Annotated in this window: 20 protein-coding genes; 6 read left to right on the top strand and 14 right to left on the bottom strand. The window is 59.1% G+C overall.

Annotation, left to right across the window (positions count from 1 at the left end):
• Nucleotides 1-21: 21 nt before the first annotated feature.
• From ACL2XP_RS16100 to ACL2XP_RS16060, 9 genes are all read right to left on the bottom strand, one after another.
• The gene (locus ACL2XP_RS16100) at nt 22-1,224 is read right to left on the bottom strand and encodes an acyl-CoA dehydrogenase family protein (protein WP_413733845.1); all 1,203 of its coding nucleotides are present in this window, start codon (nt 1,222-1,224) and stop codon (nt 22-24) included.
• 1 nt (nt 1,225) lies between these two features.
• Nucleotides 1,226-2,764: an ABC transporter substrate-binding protein gene (locus tag ACL2XP_RS16095; RefSeq protein ID WP_413733842.1), complete on the bottom strand. Its 1,539-nt coding sequence runs from the start codon at nt 2,762-2,764 to the stop codon at nt 1,226-1,228.
• 130 nt (nt 2,765-2,894) lie between these two features.
• Nucleotides 2,895-4,154, bottom strand: a complete 1,260-nt coding sequence (locus ACL2XP_RS16090) for an acyl-CoA dehydrogenase family protein (RefSeq protein WP_413733841.1) — start codon at nt 4,152-4,154, stop codon at nt 2,895-2,897.
• Entirely contained in the window at nt 4,151-5,158 is a 1,008-nt protein-coding gene (locus tag ACL2XP_RS16085; RefSeq protein ID WP_413733840.1) for an oligopeptide/dipeptide ABC transporter ATP-binding protein, read from the bottom strand. The genes ACL2XP_RS16090 and ACL2XP_RS16085 overlap by 4 nt, the downstream gene beginning before the upstream one ends.
• Entirely contained in the window at nt 5,155-5,967 is an 813-nt protein-coding gene (locus ACL2XP_RS16080) for an ATP-binding cassette domain-containing protein (protein ID WP_413733839.1), read from the bottom strand. The genes ACL2XP_RS16085 and ACL2XP_RS16080 overlap by 4 nt, the downstream gene beginning before the upstream one ends.
• Complete coding sequence (locus tag ACL2XP_RS16075) at nt 5,967-6,815, bottom strand: ABC transporter permease (protein WP_413733837.1); 849 nt, start codon at nt 6,813-6,815, stop codon at nt 5,967-5,969. Before ACL2XP_RS16075 ends, ACL2XP_RS16080 begins: the two co-directional genes overlap by 1 nt.
• Nucleotides 6,812-7,798 carry an ABC transporter permease gene (locus ACL2XP_RS16070; RefSeq protein ID WP_413733836.1) on the bottom strand — a complete coding sequence of 329 codons (987 nt, stop codon included), beginning with the start codon at nt 7,796-7,798 and terminating at the stop codon, nt 6,812-6,814. Before ACL2XP_RS16070 ends, ACL2XP_RS16075 begins: the two co-directional genes overlap by 4 nt.
• Nucleotides 7,799-7,813: 15 nt before the next feature.
• Nucleotides 7,814-8,989, bottom strand: coding sequence for an LLM class flavin-dependent oxidoreductase (locus tag ACL2XP_RS16065; RefSeq protein ID WP_413733834.1), 1,176 nt, complete (start codon nt 8,987-8,989; stop codon nt 7,814-7,816).
• A gap of 243 nt (nt 8,990-9,232) precedes the next feature.
• A complete protein-coding gene (locus tag ACL2XP_RS16060) occupies nt 9,233-10,117 on the bottom strand; it encodes a LysR substrate-binding domain-containing protein (protein WP_413733833.1) in 885 nt (294 codons plus the stop codon).
• A gap of 293 nt (nt 10,118-10,410) precedes the next feature.
• Here ACL2XP_RS16060 and ACL2XP_RS16055 point away from each other — a divergent pair, with 293 nt between their 5' ends.
• On the top strand, nt 10,411-11,130 hold the full coding sequence (locus tag ACL2XP_RS16055) for a GntR family transcriptional regulator (protein WP_413733832.1): 720 nt from the start codon (nt 10,411-10,413) through the stop codon (nt 11,128-11,130).
• 12 nt (nt 11,131-11,142) lie between these two features.
• On the opposite strand, the gene ACL2XP_RS16050 is transcribed toward ACL2XP_RS16055, so the two are convergent.
• From ACL2XP_RS16050 to ACL2XP_RS16030, 5 genes are read right to left on the bottom strand one after another with little or no spacing between them, the layout of a single operon-like run.
• A complete protein-coding gene (locus ACL2XP_RS16050) occupies nt 11,143-12,201 on the bottom strand; it encodes an SIS domain-containing protein (protein WP_413733831.1) in 1,059 nt (352 codons plus the stop codon).
• Nucleotides 12,202-12,216: 15 nt separating this feature from the next.
• Complete coding sequence (locus tag ACL2XP_RS16045; RefSeq protein WP_413733830.1) at nt 12,217-13,035, bottom strand: PTS system mannose/fructose/sorbose family transporter subunit IID; 819 nt, start codon at nt 13,033-13,035, stop codon at nt 12,217-12,219.
• Complete coding sequence (locus ACL2XP_RS16040; RefSeq protein WP_413733829.1) at nt 13,028-13,819, bottom strand: PTS mannose/fructose/sorbose/N-acetylgalactosamine transporter subunit IIC; 792 nt, start codon at nt 13,817-13,819, stop codon at nt 13,028-13,030. The genes ACL2XP_RS16045 and ACL2XP_RS16040 overlap by 8 nt, the downstream gene beginning before the upstream one ends.
• 9 nt (nt 13,820-13,828) lie before the next feature.
• Nucleotides 13,829-14,305 (bottom strand): PTS system mannose/fructose/N-acetylgalactosamine-transporter subunit IIB, encoded by a 477-nt coding sequence (locus tag ACL2XP_RS16035; RefSeq protein WP_413733828.1) that lies wholly within the window; start codon nt 14,303-14,305, stop codon nt 13,829-13,831.
• 17 nt (nt 14,306-14,322) lie between these two features.
• Nucleotides 14,323-14,715: a PTS mannose transporter subunit IIA gene (locus ACL2XP_RS16030; protein WP_413733827.1), complete on the bottom strand. Its 393-nt coding sequence runs from the start codon at nt 14,713-14,715 to the stop codon at nt 14,323-14,325.
• Between the two features lie 567 nt (nt 14,716-15,282).
• Between ACL2XP_RS16030 and ACL2XP_RS16025 the strand changes: the two genes are divergently transcribed.
• Genes ACL2XP_RS16025 through ACL2XP_RS16005 form a run of 5 tightly spaced genes read left to right on the top strand, consistent with a single transcriptional unit; the run spans nt 15,283 to nt 19,664 of the window.
• Complete coding sequence (locus tag ACL2XP_RS16025; RefSeq protein WP_413739185.1) at nt 15,283-16,848, top strand: BglG family transcription antiterminator; 1,566 nt, start codon at nt 15,283-15,285, stop codon at nt 16,846-16,848.
• 25 nt (nt 16,849-16,873) lie between these two features.
• Nucleotides 16,874-17,344 carry a PTS sugar transporter subunit IIA gene (locus ACL2XP_RS16020; protein ID WP_413733826.1) on the top strand — a complete coding sequence of 157 codons (471 nt, stop codon included), beginning with the start codon at nt 16,874-16,876 and terminating at the stop codon, nt 17,342-17,344.
• A 23-nt stretch (nt 17,345-17,367) separates the two neighbouring features.
• A complete protein-coding gene (locus ACL2XP_RS16015) occupies nt 17,368-17,682 on the top strand; it encodes a PTS fructose transporter subunit IIB (RefSeq protein WP_413733825.1) in 315 nt (104 codons plus the stop codon).
• A 26-nt stretch (nt 17,683-17,708) separates the two neighbouring features.
• Entirely contained in the window at nt 17,709-18,800 is a 1,092-nt protein-coding gene (locus ACL2XP_RS16010) for a PTS fructose transporter subunit IIC (protein ID WP_413733823.1), read from the top strand.
• Nucleotides 18,801-18,812: 12 nt separating this feature from the next.
• On the top strand, nt 18,813-19,664 hold the full coding sequence (locus ACL2XP_RS16005; RefSeq protein ID WP_413733822.1) for a class II fructose-bisphosphate aldolase: 852 nt from the start codon (nt 18,813-18,815) through the stop codon (nt 19,662-19,664).
• Nucleotides 19,665-19,684: the final 20 nt, after the last annotated feature.

Genomic DNA, 19,684 nt, shown 5'->3' with positions numbered 1-19,684 from the left:
GGTTATCCCGCCATGGCGGCATCAATAGCCATAACCGATGGGGGGCGCCCGGCGGTTCAGCCGATAATCGCCGATCGCCCGGTATTTATAGGCCGCGGGATCGTGAGTGGTATGGGTGCGGGCATTGCGCCAGTGCCGGTCGAAATCATGTTTACGCAGCGTGGTGGACGCGCCGCCCACGTCGAATAAGGTCTGGCCGGCGAACAGGGCGGCCTCGGTGGCGATGACTTTCGCCTCGGCGGTGGCGATGGAGGCTTCCACGGCCAGCCGGTCGATATCTTGCGCATCGGCGCCGGCAAAGCGCGCCCGGGCGGCCAGCGTGATTTTCGCCGCCGCCGCCAGCACCAATGCATGCGCCCCATGGGTTTGGGCGGCGATTTGCCCGACATAATGCAGCAGATAAGGATCGTCCTGGCCGCGGTCGACGCCGCTTTCCTTCACCGGCCGCACGCCGCTGCGCGCCCAGGCGGCCGCATCCTCCAGCGCCGCCATGGCGATGCCGACTTCAATGGCGCAATGGAGGATTTGCGAGGCGGCGCCGGTATGGTGCCGTTCGGTTTGCCAACGCTGCGCGCGCATGACTTCCGCTTCCTCCACCAGCACATCATCAAGCTCGGTGCGGCCGCTCAGGGTGCCGCGCTGGCCCATGCCCTGCCAGTCATCATGGCGGATAATCCCTGGGCGATCCGCCGGCACCACCGCCAGCACCGTGTCGCCCTGTTCATCCACCGCCAGCACTTTCAGCAGATCGCCCATCAGCGCGCCGGTGCTGTAATGCTTCAGGCCATTGAGGCGATACGCATCGCCGTGCCGGCTTAGAAGCGTGCGCACCTCGCCGCGAAACGCGCCGCCCAATTCCGCCGATGCGCCGCCCACCAGTTTCCCCTGCGCCGCCTGGCCAAGAAAATCGGTGATTTGCGCCGGCGTACCCATCAACAGCGTGCGTTCGACAAACACAAAATGCGGCAGCAGGGATTGCGCCACCGACGGATCGCCTTTGGCCAGCGCAATCATCAGCGCCACCACATCGCCGATCTCGCCGTCGGCCCCGCCGTGGCGGCGGGGGACGCGCATCGCGCCGAGGCGCAGCTGGCGGATACGGTCGAACGCCGGCATATTGGCCCGGGCCAGGCGGTCATACTCCGCCGCCTGGCCGGCCAGCTCCTGGCCCAGTTCGCGGGCCCGGGCCAATAATAAAGGGGGTGTCAGGGAGGTGGTCGGCATGTTATTTCTCCAGCCAGGCGTCGGCCAGGCTTGAATAGAACAGCATGGGGCCTTTGCGCAGGCCCTGGAGTTTTTTGGAATAAAACCCGAAGAACTTCAGCTCCAGCAAATTGATTGATGCCGCATCGGTTTGCACCAACTCCTGCATCTGATCGATATACAGTTTGCGTTTGGCCACATCCCCTTCTTCCTGGATGCCTTCAATGATGCGATCCATTTCCGGATTGGAGTAACCGGAGCTGTTGCTCGACGGGGTGCCGGGCTTGATATTCTTGGTCCAGAAACGGCGGGTGACCCCGATTTGCGGATCGGGATAGGCGGAATACCATTGGGAAAACGTGTCGAAATCGTATTCCCCGAATACCCGGCGGATCATGGCCGCCAGCTCCAGGTTAATCAGATCCATTTCGACGCCGATATGTTTGAGCTGCTGCTGCATATATTCCGCGGCGCGCAGGTAGACCTGCCCGTAAGAGACTTCGGTGATATGGTTAATCCGCAGCCGCACTCCGTCGGCCCCGCGTTTCAGCCCGGCCGCATCCAGCAATTGCTCGGCTTTTTTCGGATCGAATTCATACTGCGGCAAGCCGGGCTTGAAGAATTGTTTCTGGAAGCTGGGCACGCAGCTTTCCGCCACGTTGGCCAGGCCATACCAGACAATCTCCGCCAGTCCCTGCCGATTGATGGCGTGGGCGAAGGCCTGCCGGACGCGGATATCCTGGAAGGTTTTGCGCCTGAAGTTAAAATCGAAAAAGAAAATCGGCGCGGGGACTTCCCAGCCGCGGGTATCCAATTGCAGCGCCGGGTTTTGGCTCAGGCGCGCCACGTCGCTTTCGGCCACCGGGTTATTGGGCGCGTACTGGATCTCATTGCTCTCCAGGGCCACGCCCCTGGCGCCGGCATCCGGCAACATTTTAAAGATAATGCGATCCAGATAGGGTTTACCGGTATCCCAGTAATCCGGGTTGCGCTCCAAAACGATATGGCTGCCGCGCACCCACTCCTTGAACTTGAACGCGCCGGTGCCGATAGGCTTGGCGTTCCAGGGGTTGGTAAGCGGATTGGCGCCTTCATATAAATGTTTGGGCACAATCTGGGTCTCGGTGCCGAACAGCACCGACCACAGTACCGGCGCGGGGCCGCTCAGCCGGAAAATCACCGTATGATCGTCGGGCGTTTCCACATCGGTGACTTTGGCGAAGTTGGAGGCGCCGCGGGGATGGGTTTTCTTCACCACGTTCAGGATGGAATATTGCACATCGGCGGACGTAAAAGGATGGCCGTCGTGCCATTTGACGCCCTGGCGCAGCTTGAAGGTGATGGTTTTGCCGTCGGCCGATTGTTCCCAGGATTCGGCCAGCTGCGGCTGGGGCCGGTAGTTATTGTCATAGCTCACCAGCCCGTCGAAAATGCTGGACGAGACCACTACCGCCGGGCTGGAAATATTAATGCCCGCCACCAGGCCGGCGGGCTCGGGGTTTACGTTGGCAAACAGCGTTCCCCCCTTGATGATGCCTTCCCCGGAGGCGGCGGCGGACACCTGGGCCGCCAGCGCCGACGGCAGGAATCCCTAGGCCGCCATGGTGCCGGCGCCAATCGCCATCAGTTCCAAAACCTGGCGACGGCTAAATTTGCGTGGATCGGTTGTCATATATGTTTATCCCGGATGATTAATAGGAAAAAGTCAGCGGCGGCAAGGTGCCGTTAACGTAAAAATCTCCCAGCGCGCGGTATTTATAGGCAATGGGATCGTGAGTGGTATGGGTGCGGGCGTTACGCCAATGGCGATCGAAATTATGCGTGCGCAAGGTCGTGGAGGCGCCGCCGATATCGAACAGCATTTGCGCCACTTCCAGCGACACCGCGGTCGACCATATCTTGGCTTCGGCCACCGCCAGCGAAGCCTCGCCGGCGGCCGCTTCGCAGGCGGCCAAACAGGATTCGCCCGCCGCGCCGAAGCGGGTCGCGGCGGCGGCCTCCAGCAGGTCGGCGGCGCTGAGCACCATCGCTTCGGCGGCGCGGGCGCGGGCCGACATGCGCCCCAGCGCATGCAGGATATACGGGTCGTCGGCGGCCTGCCGCACGCCGCTCTCTTTCACCGGCCTGACCCCCCGGCGCGCCCAGGCAACCGCATCGTCCAGCGCCGCCAGCGCGATGCCGGCGTCGATGGCGCAATGGATAATCTGGGCGCTGGCCCCGCCGTGATGGCGCTGGGTTTTCCAGGCTTCCATCGGCAGGATTTCCTCGGCGAAAACCGCCACGTCGCGCAGTTCGGTCGTGCCGCTGGCGGTGCAGCGCTGCCCCATGCCGTCCCAGTCGTCCAAACGCTCGATGCCCGGGCGATCCGCCGGCACCAGCGCCGAGATCGTGGCGCCGTCCCCGTCGACACATCGGATTTTCAGCAGGTCGGCGTACCATGCGCCGGTGCAATAGTGCTTGGTGCCGTTGAGCCGGTACTGGTCGCCATCCCGGGTCAGGCGCGTGGCCAATTCGCCGCGATACCGCCCGCCGCGTTCCGCCGTCGCCGCGCCGAACAGTACGCCCGCCGCGGCCTGGGGCAGATAGCGCCGCCGCTGCGCCTCGCTGCCCATCAGCCGCACGCGTTCCACCGCCACGAAATGGGAAAGAAAGGCCTGGGCGATATTGGCGTCGCCGGCGGCCAGGCGGATAAACAGGCGCGCCACGTCATGCCAGGTGCCGCCGGCGCCGCCGTAGGCGGCGGGGACGCGCAATGCCCCCAGGCGCAGCCGGCGGATTTGCGCGAAGACCGCCACCGGCAGTTCGCGGTTGGCATCGCGTGCGGCCGACGTTTCCGCCAGGCGCGCGGCCAGGCGATCCGCGGCGGTCAGCAGGGCGCCGACGGTGACCGGTCCGCCCGTGGTCGCCGGCGATCCCGGCGCGCTGTCCGGTACATGATTAAGGGGGTTCACGATACGCTACTCCTGATAATGATATTGGCGGGTTCCGGGGGAATAACCGCCGGATTGTGCAAATGGCAGGCCACCGACTGCGTCTTATCAAGGGCGAGCAGCTGCGGGGCGAGCGTACGGCAAACCGGTTGCACCAGCGGGCAACGCTGCTGGAAGCGGCAGCCCGCCGGCAGGGCGTAAGGGCTGGGGGGGTCCATATCATCCGGCGGGATGGCGTGCAGCCGTCGCTCATCCGGGCTGGCGCCGGGTATGGAATTGAGCAGCAGGCGGGTGTACGGATGCGCGGCCCGGGTCCACAGGCGGTCCTTGGGCAGTATCTCGACAATCTGGCCCAGATACATCACCGCAATCCGCCCGGCGATATGCTCCACCACCGACAGGTCGTGGCTGATAAACAAAAACGACACGCCGGTGCGCCGTTGCAGGGAACCGAGCAGCGCGACGATTTGCGCCTGCAGGCTGACATCCAGCGCTGAAACCGGCTCATCGCAGACAATCAGCTCCGGCGCCGGGGCCAGCGCGCGGGCAATATTCAACCGCTGGCGCTGCCCGCCGGACAATTGGTGGGGGAAACGCTGCGATAACGCGGTATCCAGCCCCACCTGATCGAATAATTCGCGGATGCGGGCCCGCCGGCCGGCGCGGTCGAGTTTGGTATGCAGCCGCAGGGGCAAATCGACGGCTTTATACGCGCGCTGGCGCGGATCGAGCGCCGATAGCGGGTCTTGAAACACCATCTGGATCGCCTGGCGCCAGGGCCGCAATTTGCGCCGCGACAGCGGGGCCAGATTAACCTCATGGAACAGGATTTCCCCGCTGTCGGCCTTTTGCAGGCCCACCAGGGTTTTGCCCAGCGATGTTTTACCGCAGCCGGATTCGCCGATCAGCGCCAGCGTTTCGCCGTAGCCGATATGGAAACTGGCGGCATCGACGGCGGTCAGGGTGCCGCTGGCGGTATGATGGCGCACATTCAGATCCCGGACATCCAGCAAGACAGGATTCATCGCCGTCCTCCCACCGGCGGCCGGGCCGCCAGTAATTGCCGGGTATAGGGGTGGCGCGGCGCGCGGTACAGCGCGGCCGCGTCCTGGTGCTCCAGGCATTCGCCGTAGCGCAGCACCGCCACCCGGTCGGCCATTTCCGCCACCACGCCCAGGTCGTGGGTAATCAGTAAAATAGCCATCCCCAGCTCCTGTTGCAGCGTCAGCAGCAAGCTGACGATTTGCGCCTGGATGGTGACATCCAGCGCCGTGGTGGGTTCGTCGGCGATCAGCAGAGATGGATTGCCCGCCAGCGCCATGGCGATCACCACGCGCTGGCGCATGCCGCCGGACAGGCGGTGCGGATAATCGTCCAGCCGGCTTTCCGCCTGGGGAATCCGCACTTTTTTCAGCAGCGCCAGCGCCTGCTGGCGGGCGGTGCGCCGGTTGACGCGCCGATGAATGCGCACCGCTTCGGCGATTTGATCGCCCACGGTCATCAGCGGGTTAAGGGCGGAGAGCGCATCCTGGAAAATCATGCCGATCCGTCCGCCGCGGATCTGCTGCAACCGGCGTTCGTCCGCCCGCAGCAGGTCGGCGCCTTCAAAGGCCAGGCGCCGGGCTTCAACGGCCGCCGCCGCGGGCAGCAGGCCGAGCAGGGCGTAGCCGGTGGTGGTTTTGCCGCTGCCGGATTCGCCGACCAGCGCCAGCGTTTCGCCCGCGGCCAGTTCAAAGCTCAGATCCTTGACCGCGGGGGCGGCGGGTTCGCCGCCGGAAGCGCGATAGGTCACCCGCAGGCCTTCCACCTGGAGCAGGGGTATGGATGGCGTCATTATGGCAATCTCCCGCGCTGCGGATTAATCCAGTCATTAATGGCGCCGCCCAGCAGGCTCAGCGATGCCACGGTAAAGAAAATCGCCACGCCGGGGATGGCGCTCATATACCAGGCGCTGCGCAGCACATCGCGGCCCTGGCCGATCATGCTGCCCCAGGACACCACGTTCGGATCGCCCATCCCCAGGAAGGATAATGCCGCTTCGGTCAGGATCGCGTGGCCCACCAGCATCGCCAGCATGGCCACCACCGGCATCAGGGCGTTGGGCAGGATGTGGGCGATCAGGATGCGGCAATCGCTCATTCCCATCACATGGGCGGCTTGGATAAAGTCGCTGTTGCGCAGGCGGCGGGCTTCCCCGCGGGATAAACGCGCCACGTTCGGCCAGGAGGTGGCGGCGATGCCGAGCGTCAGGGTATTGACCGTCGGGCCCAGGATAATCACCAGCACCAGGGTAAAAATCAGCGACGGCATAATTTGAAACAGCTCCGTGAGCCGCATCAGCTGATTGTCGACCCAGCCGCCGAAATAGCCGGCGACCGCGCCGATCAATAGCCCGACCAGCGCGGTGAGCAAGCCGGTGGTTAAACCGATCCGCAGCGATAGCCGCGCGCCGTAGGCGATGCCGGCCCAGATATCCCGCCCCAGCGTATCGGTGCCCAACAAATGGGCGACATCCTGGCCGGGCAGCAGGTAAGGACGCGCCACCATGGCCTGCGGATCGTCGCCGGCCAGCAGCGGGGCGAACACCGCGATAGCCACCACCAGCAGCAGGCCCAATCCCCCCAGCCAGGCGCGGGGCCGTTTGCTTAATGCGCCGGGCAGGGCGCTCAGTAGTCCGGTCATCGGCTACCCGCCAATCCGGTGCGGGGGTCCAGCGCGGCGTGCACCACCTCGGTGAGCACGTTCACCATCACCACGAATAGCGAGGTGACGAACAAAATGCCCAGCAGCAAATTGACATCCCGCGTGCTGACGGCGGACAGCGCCAGCTGGCCGAGACCCGGCCAGGCAAACACGGTTTCAATGGTCACCGAGCCGCTGAGCATGGCGCCGAATTGCAGGCCGGTCAGCGTGACGATGGGCAGCAGGGCGTTGGGCACGATATGGCGCCAAATCAAGCGCCGGCGGCTACAGCCTTTCGCCCGGGCGGTGCGGATAAAATCCTGCAGCGCCACGGTAAGCACGGATTCGTGCATTAGCCGGATATACAGCGCCAGATAGCTGAAGGTCAGGCAGCCGGCGGGCATCGCCAAATGTTTTACGGTATCGGCAATGCGGGCGAAGCCGCGGTGATCGGCCCCCATTTCGCTCATGCCGCTGGACGGCAGCCAGCCCAGGCGCACGGTGAACAGTACGACAATCATCAGGCCCAGCCAGAATACCGGCATGGAAAACCCCACGGTCTCCAGCAGCGCGATCAGCCGTTCAACATACGGGCGTTTGGTGACCGCCGATATCACCCCCAGAATAATGCCCAGCATCACCGCCAGCGCCAGCGATACCCCCATCAGCAGCAGCGTGGCGGGCAGCCGTTCCAGGATCAGCTGGCTGACCGACGCGCTATAGCGGAACGACCAGCCTAAATCGAACTGCGCGATGTGTTTTAAATACGAAACGAACTGCACGGCCAGGGGCTGGTCGCTGCCGAACTGCGCGCGCAGCTGGGCCATAAATTCGGGCGTCGCCGCACCGGCCTCGCCGGCGATGACATCCGCCAGATCGCCGGGTACGCTTTTAAGCAGGAAAAAATTAAGCACCACCACCATCAGGGCGATGGGAACGGCCTGCAATATCCGCCGTGCTATGAAATATAATGCTGTCATCATGGTTACCCAGCCGGTTCAGAACCGTAAACCCGCGTCTTTAAGCAGGGGGAGTACCGCCTCGCCGAAATACGCCAGGTCAGGTTCGAAATCATAAAACGTCAGCTGCGCGCCATCGCATCCGGCGGCTTTCAGGCGCTGGAGATAACCGGCGATTTGCGCCGGGTCGCCCACCAGCTGGATATTGCCGCCGACGGCTTTTTGATCGCGCTGGTGGCCGAGGAACGCCTGGCTGTCGCGCTTTTGCAACGAGGCGAAAAAGTTGTCCACCGCCACGCGATCCTGCGCGGCGACAATGGCGTCGTGATACTCCCAGGCTTCCCGCTCCGTCGGCCGGCAAATCACCATGGGGTTGATTAACGTGCGCAGGGTGCGGTGCCGGGCCGCGGCGGCGGCCCGGATTTTGGCGGTATGGGCGGGCAGCGCGGCCAGGGAGGCTTCGATCTCCGCGCCCGCCGGGCTGGTGATAAACACCAGATCGGAATGGCGCGCCGCATAGTCGATGCCGGCCGCCGAGCCGGTGGCGTTAACCAGCAGCGGCCGGCCGAATTTGGGCTGCGGCGAAATGTACGCCTGCTCGGTGGACCAGAACTCCCCGGTCATGGTGAGGTTGCCCTCGCTGCTCCAGTAGGCCTTGAGAAAATCGATAAATTCTTCCGCCATGCGGTAGCGGGTATCATGTTCAATCTGCGGGCTGCCGAACATTCTGGCATAGCTGTCCTGGTTGCCGGTGACCATATTCAGTCCCCAGCGGCCGCCGGTAATGCTGTCAAGGGTGGCGCCGAAGCGGGCCAGATGCAGGGGATGCCAGGGTCCATAAAGAATATGCAGGGTGGATATCAGCAGGATGCGGCTGGTTACCGCGCCCAGGGCCGCGGTGGTGATAAACGGGTCCAGGCTGTTGGCCCGGTAGCCGATCTCGCCGCCGTAACCGCCTTTTTGATTCCATTCCGCCAGGCCGAACACCAGATCCAGGCCGAGCGCCTCGGCTTTCAGGGTCAGGGCTTTATTGTATTCAAAGTGCCAGTCGGTGGTGCGGGGCAGCGTCGACGGACTCCAGCCGCCGCTTTGGATGGGGAGAAATAACCCCAGCAGGAAAGGCTGTTTAAGCACTTCATAAAGCGGACTACCCGGGATCTCCGCGGGTGTCCTGGCGCGGGATGCACGTTCTGCGCCGGATAAGTGTCTGTTCATACCGCTCCACACGGCCAACATTGGCCTTTTTTAAGGTGAAGCAATACTAGAGGCGGCCGGGAAAAGCGGAAAATGCGAATAACGGCTATATTTATGCGTTTTTACCGTATAACACCGCCGCCCTGGAACATATTTTTATTAACAAGATGTTTTTATTGAATAAAAATAAAGTCGGCCCGGCGGCCCGCCGCAGATAAACATCCGGAATGCTAATAGATAAATTTATTTCCCTTAACGATTCCTTTATCGATTGGCATGCAGCCGTTTTTGCCCCGCCAGGCTGTTGGCCAGCACATCGAACGCTTGCCGCACCAGGCTATTGCCGCTGCCCGGGCGGCACCACAGATAAAACTGCGTGTCCGGCAGGCGCGGCAAACCATCCCCTTCGCCGAGCACGCGCATATCGCCGTCCAGCATCTCGATGCTGCGCGCGGTGATGCCCAGGCGCGCTTTGATGGCCGCTTTGATCCCCAGCAAATTGGAGGTGGTGTAAGCCTGGTGCCAGCGCACCTGGGCCGCATCCAGCGCCTCCACCGCCACCCGGCGGAAGATGCTGGGATAATCCGCCAGCACCAGCGGCAGCGGTTCCTGCGGCACATGCACATACTGGGCGGCGCACACCCAGACGGTGGGGGAGGTGCGCAGCAAAATGCCGTCCAGCGCCGGGTCCAGCCGGGTGGAAATGGTCATGTCGATTTCGCCCCGGTGCAGCGCTTCCATTAAAAACGGACTGCGCCCGACGTCCAGCTCCAGACTCAGTTTCGGCGCCCAGCGGGCGATATGGCTTAACAGCGGGGGCAGCAGCGTTTCCGATACATCGTGCGGGGAACCGATGCGCAGCACGCCGGAAAACCGGCTGTCTTTCAGCGATCGGAAGGCGTCGTCGTTGAGGATCAACAGATCGCGCGCGTAGCTTAATAATTGCCGGCCCTGCTGGGTGAGCTGCTTATTGCGCCCTTCTTTTTGAAACAAGGTGGTGCCCACCAGCGTTTCCAGCCGCTGCATCTGCTGGGTGACGGCCCCCTGGGTGCGGCCGACCTGGGCGCCCGCCCGGGAAAAGGTTTGCAAATCCGCCACCGCCACAAAGGTTCTTAATAATTCAATATCCAGACTTTCAGTATTCGTCATAGTCAGTATCGGCCATTGCTTTTCGCGGATTGGCATCCGCCCGCGGGGATTGTCGGCGGGTAAGGTAAAAAAAGTCAAAGAACATAATTAACTAACTAATTGCCAACGGCGGCCTTATGGCACGCCAACGGCAACGAACGCGACGCGGCGGTCATTTCTCTGCCCCATATCCGCCGGTTCAGGTTATAATCCGGCTAATTACCACGCATTGCGCCCAATGGGAACCATCCCTGATTGACTTTGCGCCGCCGGGTAATCCACCGGCCTATTACGCCAATAAAGGAGTTGTGCGGGTGAATACAAAGAAAGAAGCATTGGTCAGTTATTTGCGCAATCTTATCCGCCAGCAAAATTTAACCGAAGGCGATCGCCTATTGAGCGAAAGCGCCCTGGCGCGGGATTTGGGGGTCAGCCGCGGAACGGTGCGGGAAGCCACGCGGCGGCTTATCGATGAAGGTATTTTATATCGGGTGAATGGGTCGGGGGTGTTTGTCGGCAGCGGCGAGTCGTTCAAGCAAACCCACTACCATTATCTGAGCAGCCATGCCGAACGGGCCGCCCAGGTGGGCAAACAGATCCATCGCAAGGTGCTGACCCTTGAGCTGATCGAACAGTGCAGCCAGCGCGTATCCTATAAACTGGAGATTGCGCCGGCCAGCCCGGTATTTCATATCCGCCGGCTGATTTCCTTTGACGAGCAACCGGTCACCCTGGAGAATTTTTATATGCCCGCGCGGCTGTTTCCAGACCTTTCCCCCACGGCGCTGGAACAATCCAAATATGAATACGTGGAGTCGCGCACCGGGCAGCGCGTCGCCGAAAGCCGCCTGACGCTGGAGCCGATACTGGTCAGCGACGAAGAAACCACCCGCCTGCTGGGGCTGGAAAAATTGCAGCCGGTATTATGCCAGACCGAAGTGGGTAAACTGGCCGATGGGGTGGCGTTCGAATTCAATACCTCGATCACCAATCCCAAATACCTGAAAATCACCCAGATCGCCCGCCGTCATTAACGCCGCGCGCTGCTACGGCAGCGCTTTGGCGATGACCTGGGTCAGTTCGGCAAAACCCCGCCGGGTCAGATCCACGCCGATATCGCAGGCGGTAAGATAACTCAGCACCTGTAGCGGGATCACCGCCGTCAGCTCATCAATGGCGGTCACCGGGCGGGTCAGGCTGAAATCGGCGAATTCGCGCGGCGGCCGGGCGGCGATCAGGTAGGCGCGTTTGCCCAATTGACGCAGGGTTTTAAACAGTAAGTAGGCCTTATCGCCGTTATCCTGCTGATTTTCCACGATCACCAGCGCCGTACTATCCTCCACCGCATTTTGCGGCCCGTGGATAAACTCTTCCAGGTCGAAGCACATGGCGGGGCGGCGCACGGTTTCAATGGCTTTGAGCGACCCTTCCAGCGCCACGATGGCATTGGGGCCGCTGCCGATAAACATCAGCGAACTGAGATCGTGCAACTCCGCCCGGTGGGTACTGAAAAAATGTTTTGATTGCTCAATCCACGGCCCCAGCAGGTCGCAGGCGGCGGCGTATTCCTGCGCCACGGAAGGGTGGCGCGGTCCGGCCAGCGCTTCCCCCAGCAGAATCAGCGTCAGGAGCGACGACGTAAAACCTTTGGTGCGGTAAATCACTTCCTCCAGCCCGCAGCCAAAAGGCAGTTGCCCGTCCGCCAACAGCGCCAGCGGCGTATCGGGCTCGCCCACCAGCGCCAGCGTGGCGAAACGCGTTCCCCGCCAGGCGCGCACCTTCTCCAGCGCCCGGTAGGTGGAAAGACTTTTCCCGCCCTGGGAGATAAAAACGAACAGGGCGTTGTCGTCATAACCCTCAAGGGAAACGTATTCGGTAAAATGATAAGGAAAATGAATTTCCGTCTCGACGCTAATGGAGTGGGATGCCGCCACGGCGGCATTATAAGACGTACCCGATCCAATCAGCACCAGTTTACAATTCCGGCGATCTTTGCCGTCGGTTATTTTATTTACCGCGTCGGCGACCTGGTCGCGAAAATGGGCGCTGGTCATGTTTTTGAGAATAGCGGGCTGCTGCTCAATATAATCAAGCATAGTCAACATAGGGTTATTTCCTCGTTAAATTAATCCGATGGCTTTACCGGCAATGCCGAAAACCACCAAACCGATTAATATTTTATTAACCGATATACCTTTTTGAATAAACCGATAACAAAGCAGCGTTATCCCCAGGGGCAATAAGTTGGGCAGGATCTCATCGATAATATGCTGAATACTGACTTCGGCGCCGGCCATACTGAAATTCAACGCCAATTTCAGGTCCACCATGGTGGCGGTCATGCCGCCCACGCACATTAATCCGATAATCCCGAAAACTTTATTAACCCGATCCATGATATTGCTATCCGCCATGCGATCGATCAATTTGGTCCCCAGCGAAAAGCCCAGTTTTAAACCAAACCACCGCACCAATATATTGGGCAGGTTAAACAGCAGGAAAAAGATGATGGGTCCGAGTATGGAACCGCTTTGCGCCATACTGATGCCGATGCCGGCGGCGATAATCCGGAACGTCCCCCAGAAGAACGAATCGCCAATGCCGGACAGCGGCCCCATCAGCGAGGTTTTCAGCCGGTTGATTATGCCCTCGTCCATGGCGGGATTACGGCTTTTTTCCTGTTCCAGGGAGGCGCTGATCCCCAGGACGAACGGCACCATGGACGGGGTGATATTAAATAATGCCATATGCCGCATCAACGCCTGGGTAAATTCCGGGGAATCGCGGCCATAAAAGCGTTTCAGCGCCGGCATCATGCAATAACACACCCCGAGCGCCTGCATTTTTTCATAATTATAAGATAGCTCCAGCGCGCAGGAACGAAAGAAAATACGCCGCAGCATGCTGTTATCGGCGCGTTTATCCGACTGGTTACTCATAAATGGTAATCTCCCCGTCATCGTCGGTTGGGTTATTTTTATTGGGCTTGGCGCCGTTTTGCGTCATAACCAGCGCGATAATGGCGCCCAATAAGGCGATGCCCAGAATTGAGGTATGGAATAGCGTGGACAGCAGAAAGCCCAGGTAAAAGAAAGCAATGATGCTTTTATTCCACAACAGCTTAAGCAGGAGCGCGAACCCAATGGCCGGCAGAATCTGCGATGCGGCGGCAATGCCGTCCATGACCACCTGCGGTACATAACCCAAGACCTGGCGCACCGCGTTGGGCCCGAGCATGACGGTAAACCAGGTCACCAGCATCATGGGAATGGCCAGCAGGAAAAACAGCCCCCAGTGCATGCGCTCCATGGCCCGGTAATTTCCCTGCTCCGCCAGGCGCATGGCTTTCGACATACGCGACGATCGCAGGGTATAAATAAAGATCTTCAGCGATTGGGTCAACATGGAAATCGGCAGCGCCAGCGTCAGCGCGATTTCCACGCCCTGGTGGGTCATGATGGCCAGGGCGGTGCCCAGAACCGAGCCGGTAACCGTGTCGGGCGGGGTCGCCGAACCGATGGTCACCACGCCCATAAATACCAGTTCCAGGCTGGCGCCCATAAGAATGCCCGCGTTAATATCGCCGAGCACCCATCCCACCAGGGGCGCCAATACCAGCGGGCGGTTCAGCATCGAACCGGCGAATACATAATCGCAATAGCCCAGCAGCGTCACCAGCGAAACCAGGAACGCCGGCAGGATGGGCAGTGTCGCTATGTCCATTTCCACTCCTTAACGTGAAAGCTGAGGATAAATATCGATAGGTTCGTCATTGGCGAGCTGCCGGACATCCAGCTTGATCTGCTGGCGATGAAAGTCGAGCAGCAGCGCTTTGTCTTCCGGCGTTAAAAATACCGAATTGGACATTTTCACCGCGCCGTCGGATTTTTTGATACTGCCCAGGTTCAGGCTGTTAATCCCCGGTACCTGCGCCACCAGCGCGGCGGCATCCTGCAAATTTTCCAAAATGATGAAAAACTTCACCGGCTGGTTTTTGGGATTGTTGAGGATAGCGGCGGTGGCGGTTATGCCGCGCGCCAGGAACTTTTTATTATCGGGCACCGAAAGCTGCATTAAACGCTGGCGGGTTTGATCTTCGGCCACCGCGTCATTACAAATAAGCACCGCCTGAAAATCGATGGTTTTTAGCCAGGAATACACGATCTGGCCGTGCAGCAAACGATGATCGATACGCACAAAAGAGATCATAAGCAGTCAATTCCTCATTAAAGGCGATATTTTCCAACGGCCTGTTGCCCCGCGTTAACCACATGCTCAGCCAGTTCGTCAGCCGTCGCCATATTCTCGCGCTCGAAAAGCGCTTCGGTGATCATGCTGACATTGGTGCCGGTAACGACCGCAATATCCGCACGTTCCATACCCAGCGTCAGGGCTATTTGAAACGGCGTGCCCGACGGTACATCGGTCAGCAGCAAAATCCCGGCGCCGTCCGGTACGCCGGCGATAACCTGCCGCACGTTTTCCGCCAGCCGTTCGCGGGTATCGCCTTCGGCAAAATTAATCCAGGCGATGCGTTCGCTTTCACCCACTATGGCATTCACGACGCTTTGCATCGCGCTGGCAAACTGAATATGTCCGGTTACTATCAGGGTAATCATAAGTAGGGGTTCCGTTAAGCTGTATATACAGATTTATATTACATAAAAACGGTAAAAGATAGTCAAAATTTACGCAAAATTTATCGACCATGGCTAAAATCCGCCGGGGAGGGGCGGGGAAAAGGCATCAAGCGGCCAGGCCGGGCGATATCCGCCTGAGGGACGCAAGCCGCTGCCGACGGCGGACGCCGCGACGCGCGGCGAAGATAACGGCCGCTGGCGGGGGGGGGATTTGCGCCGTCGCGGGTGGGTCGCCGCGCAGTCTGTGCGCGGCGCCGCCATCGATGATGCTCGAACGAAAACACAAACGAGATCGGCGTCACAATAATATTCTTATTCAATATGTGATCTCACTCGCAATTAATTAACCCTGCGGCTTGATGTTTTAAAATTGTCCAATTAGGCGGACAATTTTTAGTATTGTTGTTATTTTCCAGGGCCACTATATTCACAATCATTGATTGGCTGGAGTGCTCCTCTGGCAATGAACAATCACGGAGGATTTTTAACCGCAGGCTTAAAAAAATAATCACCAGCAAATTTGACGCATAATGAAAGGGTAATATGATGCAACCACTTACCTCGCGACAAAATAGATTATTAAAATACTTACTGCAACGTCAAGAACACGTCACTATTAAGCACATTGCGGAATATCTGGAGGTGTCCGAAAAAACCGTCCAGCGCGACATGCAGTACGTTGAATCCTACCTGGCGGCCTGGAATATTTACCCGGAGAGAAAAGTCGGCGCCGGCATCATATTGACCGCCGACGACGAGCAATGCCGGATCTTGCTCGACCAGCAGATTGTGTTTGACGACGAGGGGTTCGATGCCCTGGTCAATAACGCGCGCCGGGTGAAAATTGCCTCCCAGCTGCTGAGCGACACGCCGCGGGAAACCTCGATCAGCAAATTATCCGAGCGCTATTTCATCAGCAGCGCGTCGATTGTCAATGATTTGAAGCTGATTGAAAGCTGGATACAGCCGCTGGGGCTGACGTTGATCCGCAGTCAAAGCGGCACCCATATTGAAGGCAGCGAAAGTAACGTGCGCCGGGCGATTGTATCGCTGATTAACGGCGTGATGAACCATAAAGAACCGGGCAATGTCAACCATTCGCGCCTCGATCCCGGCAGCTACCGGGCGTTAACCCAATATTCCGGCGCGGACGATGTCGATTTCGTCCAGCAATTATTGCAGGACATGGAGCAGCAGCTCTCGTATCCGCTGGGGGAACCCTATTATATTAATATTTTTACCCATATCCTGATCATGATGCACCGCATGGCGCTGGGTAACGCCCTGACGCTGGAAGACGATCGGGCGCGCCAGCAGGTGGACCGGCATATTTTTGCCATCGCGCAAAAAATGATCCGGCAAATCGAACGGCGGGCCGACCACCGCCTGCCGTCCGATGAAGTATGGTTTATTTATCAATATATCATCTCATCCGGCATTGTCATGGAGGAGCGCGCCGATCATCCCGCCGCCCGGTATCAATTCTTTGACGGCGAATCCCGGCGTTTGACGATGGGCCTGATTGCCATTTTTTCTGATTTAATCAATGTTGATTTACGGACCGACAAATTATTGTACGACGGGTTGCTTATCCATATCCGGCCGCTGCTTAATCGGCTCAAATATGACATTCGCATCCGGAATCCGTTATTGGATGATATCAAAAATGAGTTACATGATATTTATCAAATTACCGGGCGCGCCACGGAGCAACTTTCCCGCAGCAATCAGCTACAGCCCATCGCCGGGGACGAGGTGGGTTATTTGACGGTACATTTCCAGGCGGCCATGGAACGGCAAATTGCCAGCAAGCGCATTCTGGTGGTGTGCTCCAGCGGCGTCGGCACTTCCCATTTATTAAAAAGCCGCATCCTGCGCGCGTTCCCTTCCTGGACCATTGTCGGCGTGGTGTCCGCCAGCAATATGCTGGCTTTTTGCCAGCAGGAAGAGATTGATTTGGTTATTTCCACTATTCACCTGGAAGAGCAGAAAATCCCGATTATTTATGTCTCGGCTTTTTTTAATGACGATGACATCAGGCGCGTCACCGAGAAAGTGATCGTCAGTAAACTGCATCAGGCGGTGGGGCAGTTTTCCGCAGCTGAACATTAATTTTTTATCATTCGAGGTGAAGTAGATGGACATTACGAAAATTCTCAATGCGAATCGCGTTAAATTAACCATGACCGCCAGCAATAAAGAAGAGGTCATTCAGGAATTGACCGATGTGCTGTATGACGACGGCGCCATTATCTCTAAAGAAGAATTTATCCGTGATGTCTGGCTGCGCGAAGCGGAAGGCTCAACCGGCTTTGAGAACCATATCGCCATCCCCCATGGCAAATCCTCGGCGGTAAAGCAGACGACGCTGGCCATCGGCCGCACGCGTGGGGATATTCCCTGGGAAACGCTGGATGGCAGCCATGTCCGCTGCATTATTTTGTTTGCCGTACGCCTGGAAGATCAAAATACCACGCATATCCGCCTGTTGTCTCAGGTTGCCAGCGCGCTGGCCGATGATGAGGTGATTGCTCGGCTATTAAGCGAGACCGATCCCGATAATATTATTCGACTGTTCAGCCAATACGCGGAAACAGACCTCTGTTAACCCATATCAAGACGAGGCACAAAATGAAAATAGTTTGTGTAGCCGCCTGCACGGCGGGGATTGCCCATACCTATATCGCCCGTGAAAAGTTAATTAAAGGCGCCAGGGCGCTAAATTACGATATCAGGGTTGAAACGCAAGGTACTATCGGTACCGAAAATGAATTAACCCCTGAAGAAATTTCTGCCGCCGATGTCGTTATATTAGCCGTGGATATCAAAATTAAAGGCGAGGAGCGATTTAAAGGAAAACCGGTCGTCCGGGTGAAAACCGATATCGTGATTAAGTCCCCGGCTAAATTTCTGGAAAAAGTGGCGAATTCATTGGAACGCGCCTGAATATTAATTTTTTCGGGACCAACATAATGAGAAACAATAAAAGTCAACTTGGCCAGGAAATAAAGGGGCATTTGCTTACCGGTATTTCCTGGATGATTCCGCTGATTGTCGCCGCCGGCATTTGCATCGCCCTCGGCCAGGTCATCGGCGGAACCGACGTGGCGCATAAAACCGGCAGCTTCGCCTGGATGTTGAATCAAATCGGCGGCTGGGGCATGGGCCTGATCGTGCCGCTGATTAGCGCCGCTATCGCCTACTCCATCGCCGACCGGCCGGGCTTTGCCCCCGGCCTGATCGTCGGTTTTATCTGCGGTCAGATCCAGACCGGTTTTATCGGCGGTATCCTAGGCGGTTTTTTAGTCGGTTACACCGTGTTGCTATTACGTAAAACCATCAAGCTGCCCCCGTCGATGCAGGGGCTGATGCCGGTGATGATCCTGCCGGTGCTCAGCACCATTATCGCCGGCCTGCTGATGATGACCTTTATCGGCCAACCGATTATCTGGCTGCAAAAAACCTTGATCCATCTGCTGGAATCCATGCAGGGCGGCTCGAAGTTTATGATGGGGGCCATTCTCGGCGCCATGGCCACCTTCGATTTCGGCGGGCCGGTTAATAAAACCATGTCGCTGTTTGCCGACGGCATGCTGGTCGACGGCATCTACGGTCCGGAAGCGGTGAAGTTCGTCGGCTCCATTATTCCGCCGTTCGGCATCACGCTCTCGTTCCTGCTGACCCGCAATAAGTATACCCGGGCGGAGAAAGAGGCGCTGAAAGCGGCGTTCCCGATGGGTATCTGCATGATTACCGAAGGCGTCATCCCCATCGCCGCGCGGGATTTGCTGCGGGTGGTGGCCAGCTGCGTGGTCGCCTCGATGTTGGCCGGCGGACTGATCATGGTGTGGGGCGTGGAAGCGCCGGTTCCGCACGGCGGCCTGTTTGTGGTGCCGTTATTTACCAAACCCCTGATGTTCTGCCTGGCGCTGGGCATCGGCACGGTGGTGTGCGGCGTCATGCTCTCGCTGATTAAAAAGCCCGTCACCCAGGCGGACGAAGAGTTCGACGATGTGGAGGATCGCAGCGTGCGCGACGAAGACATCAAATTCACCCTCGAATAAACGGGAGACATTATGTACAGCTCAATGAAAACCCTGATTGACGGTGCTTATCAGCGGCACTACGCGGTGCTGGCGATTAACTGCTTTAACCTGGAAACCGCCCGGGCGGCGATCGCCGCCGCCGAGCAGCGGCATGCGCCGCTGATATTAAATGTCTATCAGGGCCATTGCGGTCACTTTCCGCCGCGGGTCGCCGTGCCGCTGGTGAGCGCGCTGGCGCAGCGGGCAGAGGTGCCGGTGGCGCTGAGCCTGGATCACGGCAAGGATTTCAGCTTGATCGGCCAGGCTTTTCGCGCCGGTTTTACCGGGCTGATGATCGATGCGTCAAGCCAGCCGCTCGCGGATAATATCCGCCAGACGGGGCAGGTGGTGCGCATGGCGGCCACCGATGGGGTGTGCGTGGAAGGGGAACTGGGCCATATCGCCGATGCGCCGGTGTACGACCTGGAAGATGCGGCGGTGAAAATGACCCGGGTGGAAGACGTGGCGCCCTTTATCGCCCAGACCGGCATCGACTTGCTGGCGGTGTCGGTGGGCACCGCCCACGGTATTTATCCCAAGGGGGTGACGCCGACCATTGATTTCGACCGTCTGGCGGCGCTGCACCGCGCATCGCCCGTCCCCCTGGCGCTGCACGGCGGCAGCGGCACTCGGGCCGAGGATATCCGCCGCGCCAGCCGGCACGGCGTGGCCAAAATCAACGTCGGCGCCGCGGTGTTCGATGCCGGCAAAACCGCCCTGCAACAGGCGCTGAAACAACATCCCGCCGCCGAACTGGCGGACGTGCTGGCGGTGATGGAATCCGCCTGCCGGGAGGTGGTGTCCGAGTACCTCACCTGGTCAGGGGCGGCAAACCAAGCCTGATCCCGGCCGTAATCTGATTT

The sequence above is a fragment of the Sodalis sp. RH21 genome (assembly GCF_047324175.1).
In the GTDB taxonomy this organism is placed as follows: Bacteria; Pseudomonadota; Gammaproteobacteria; order Enterobacterales; family Enterobacteriaceae; genus Acerihabitans.
Note: the sequence above shows the minus strand (reverse complement) of the source record. Positions and strands in the feature narration are given on the sequence as shown.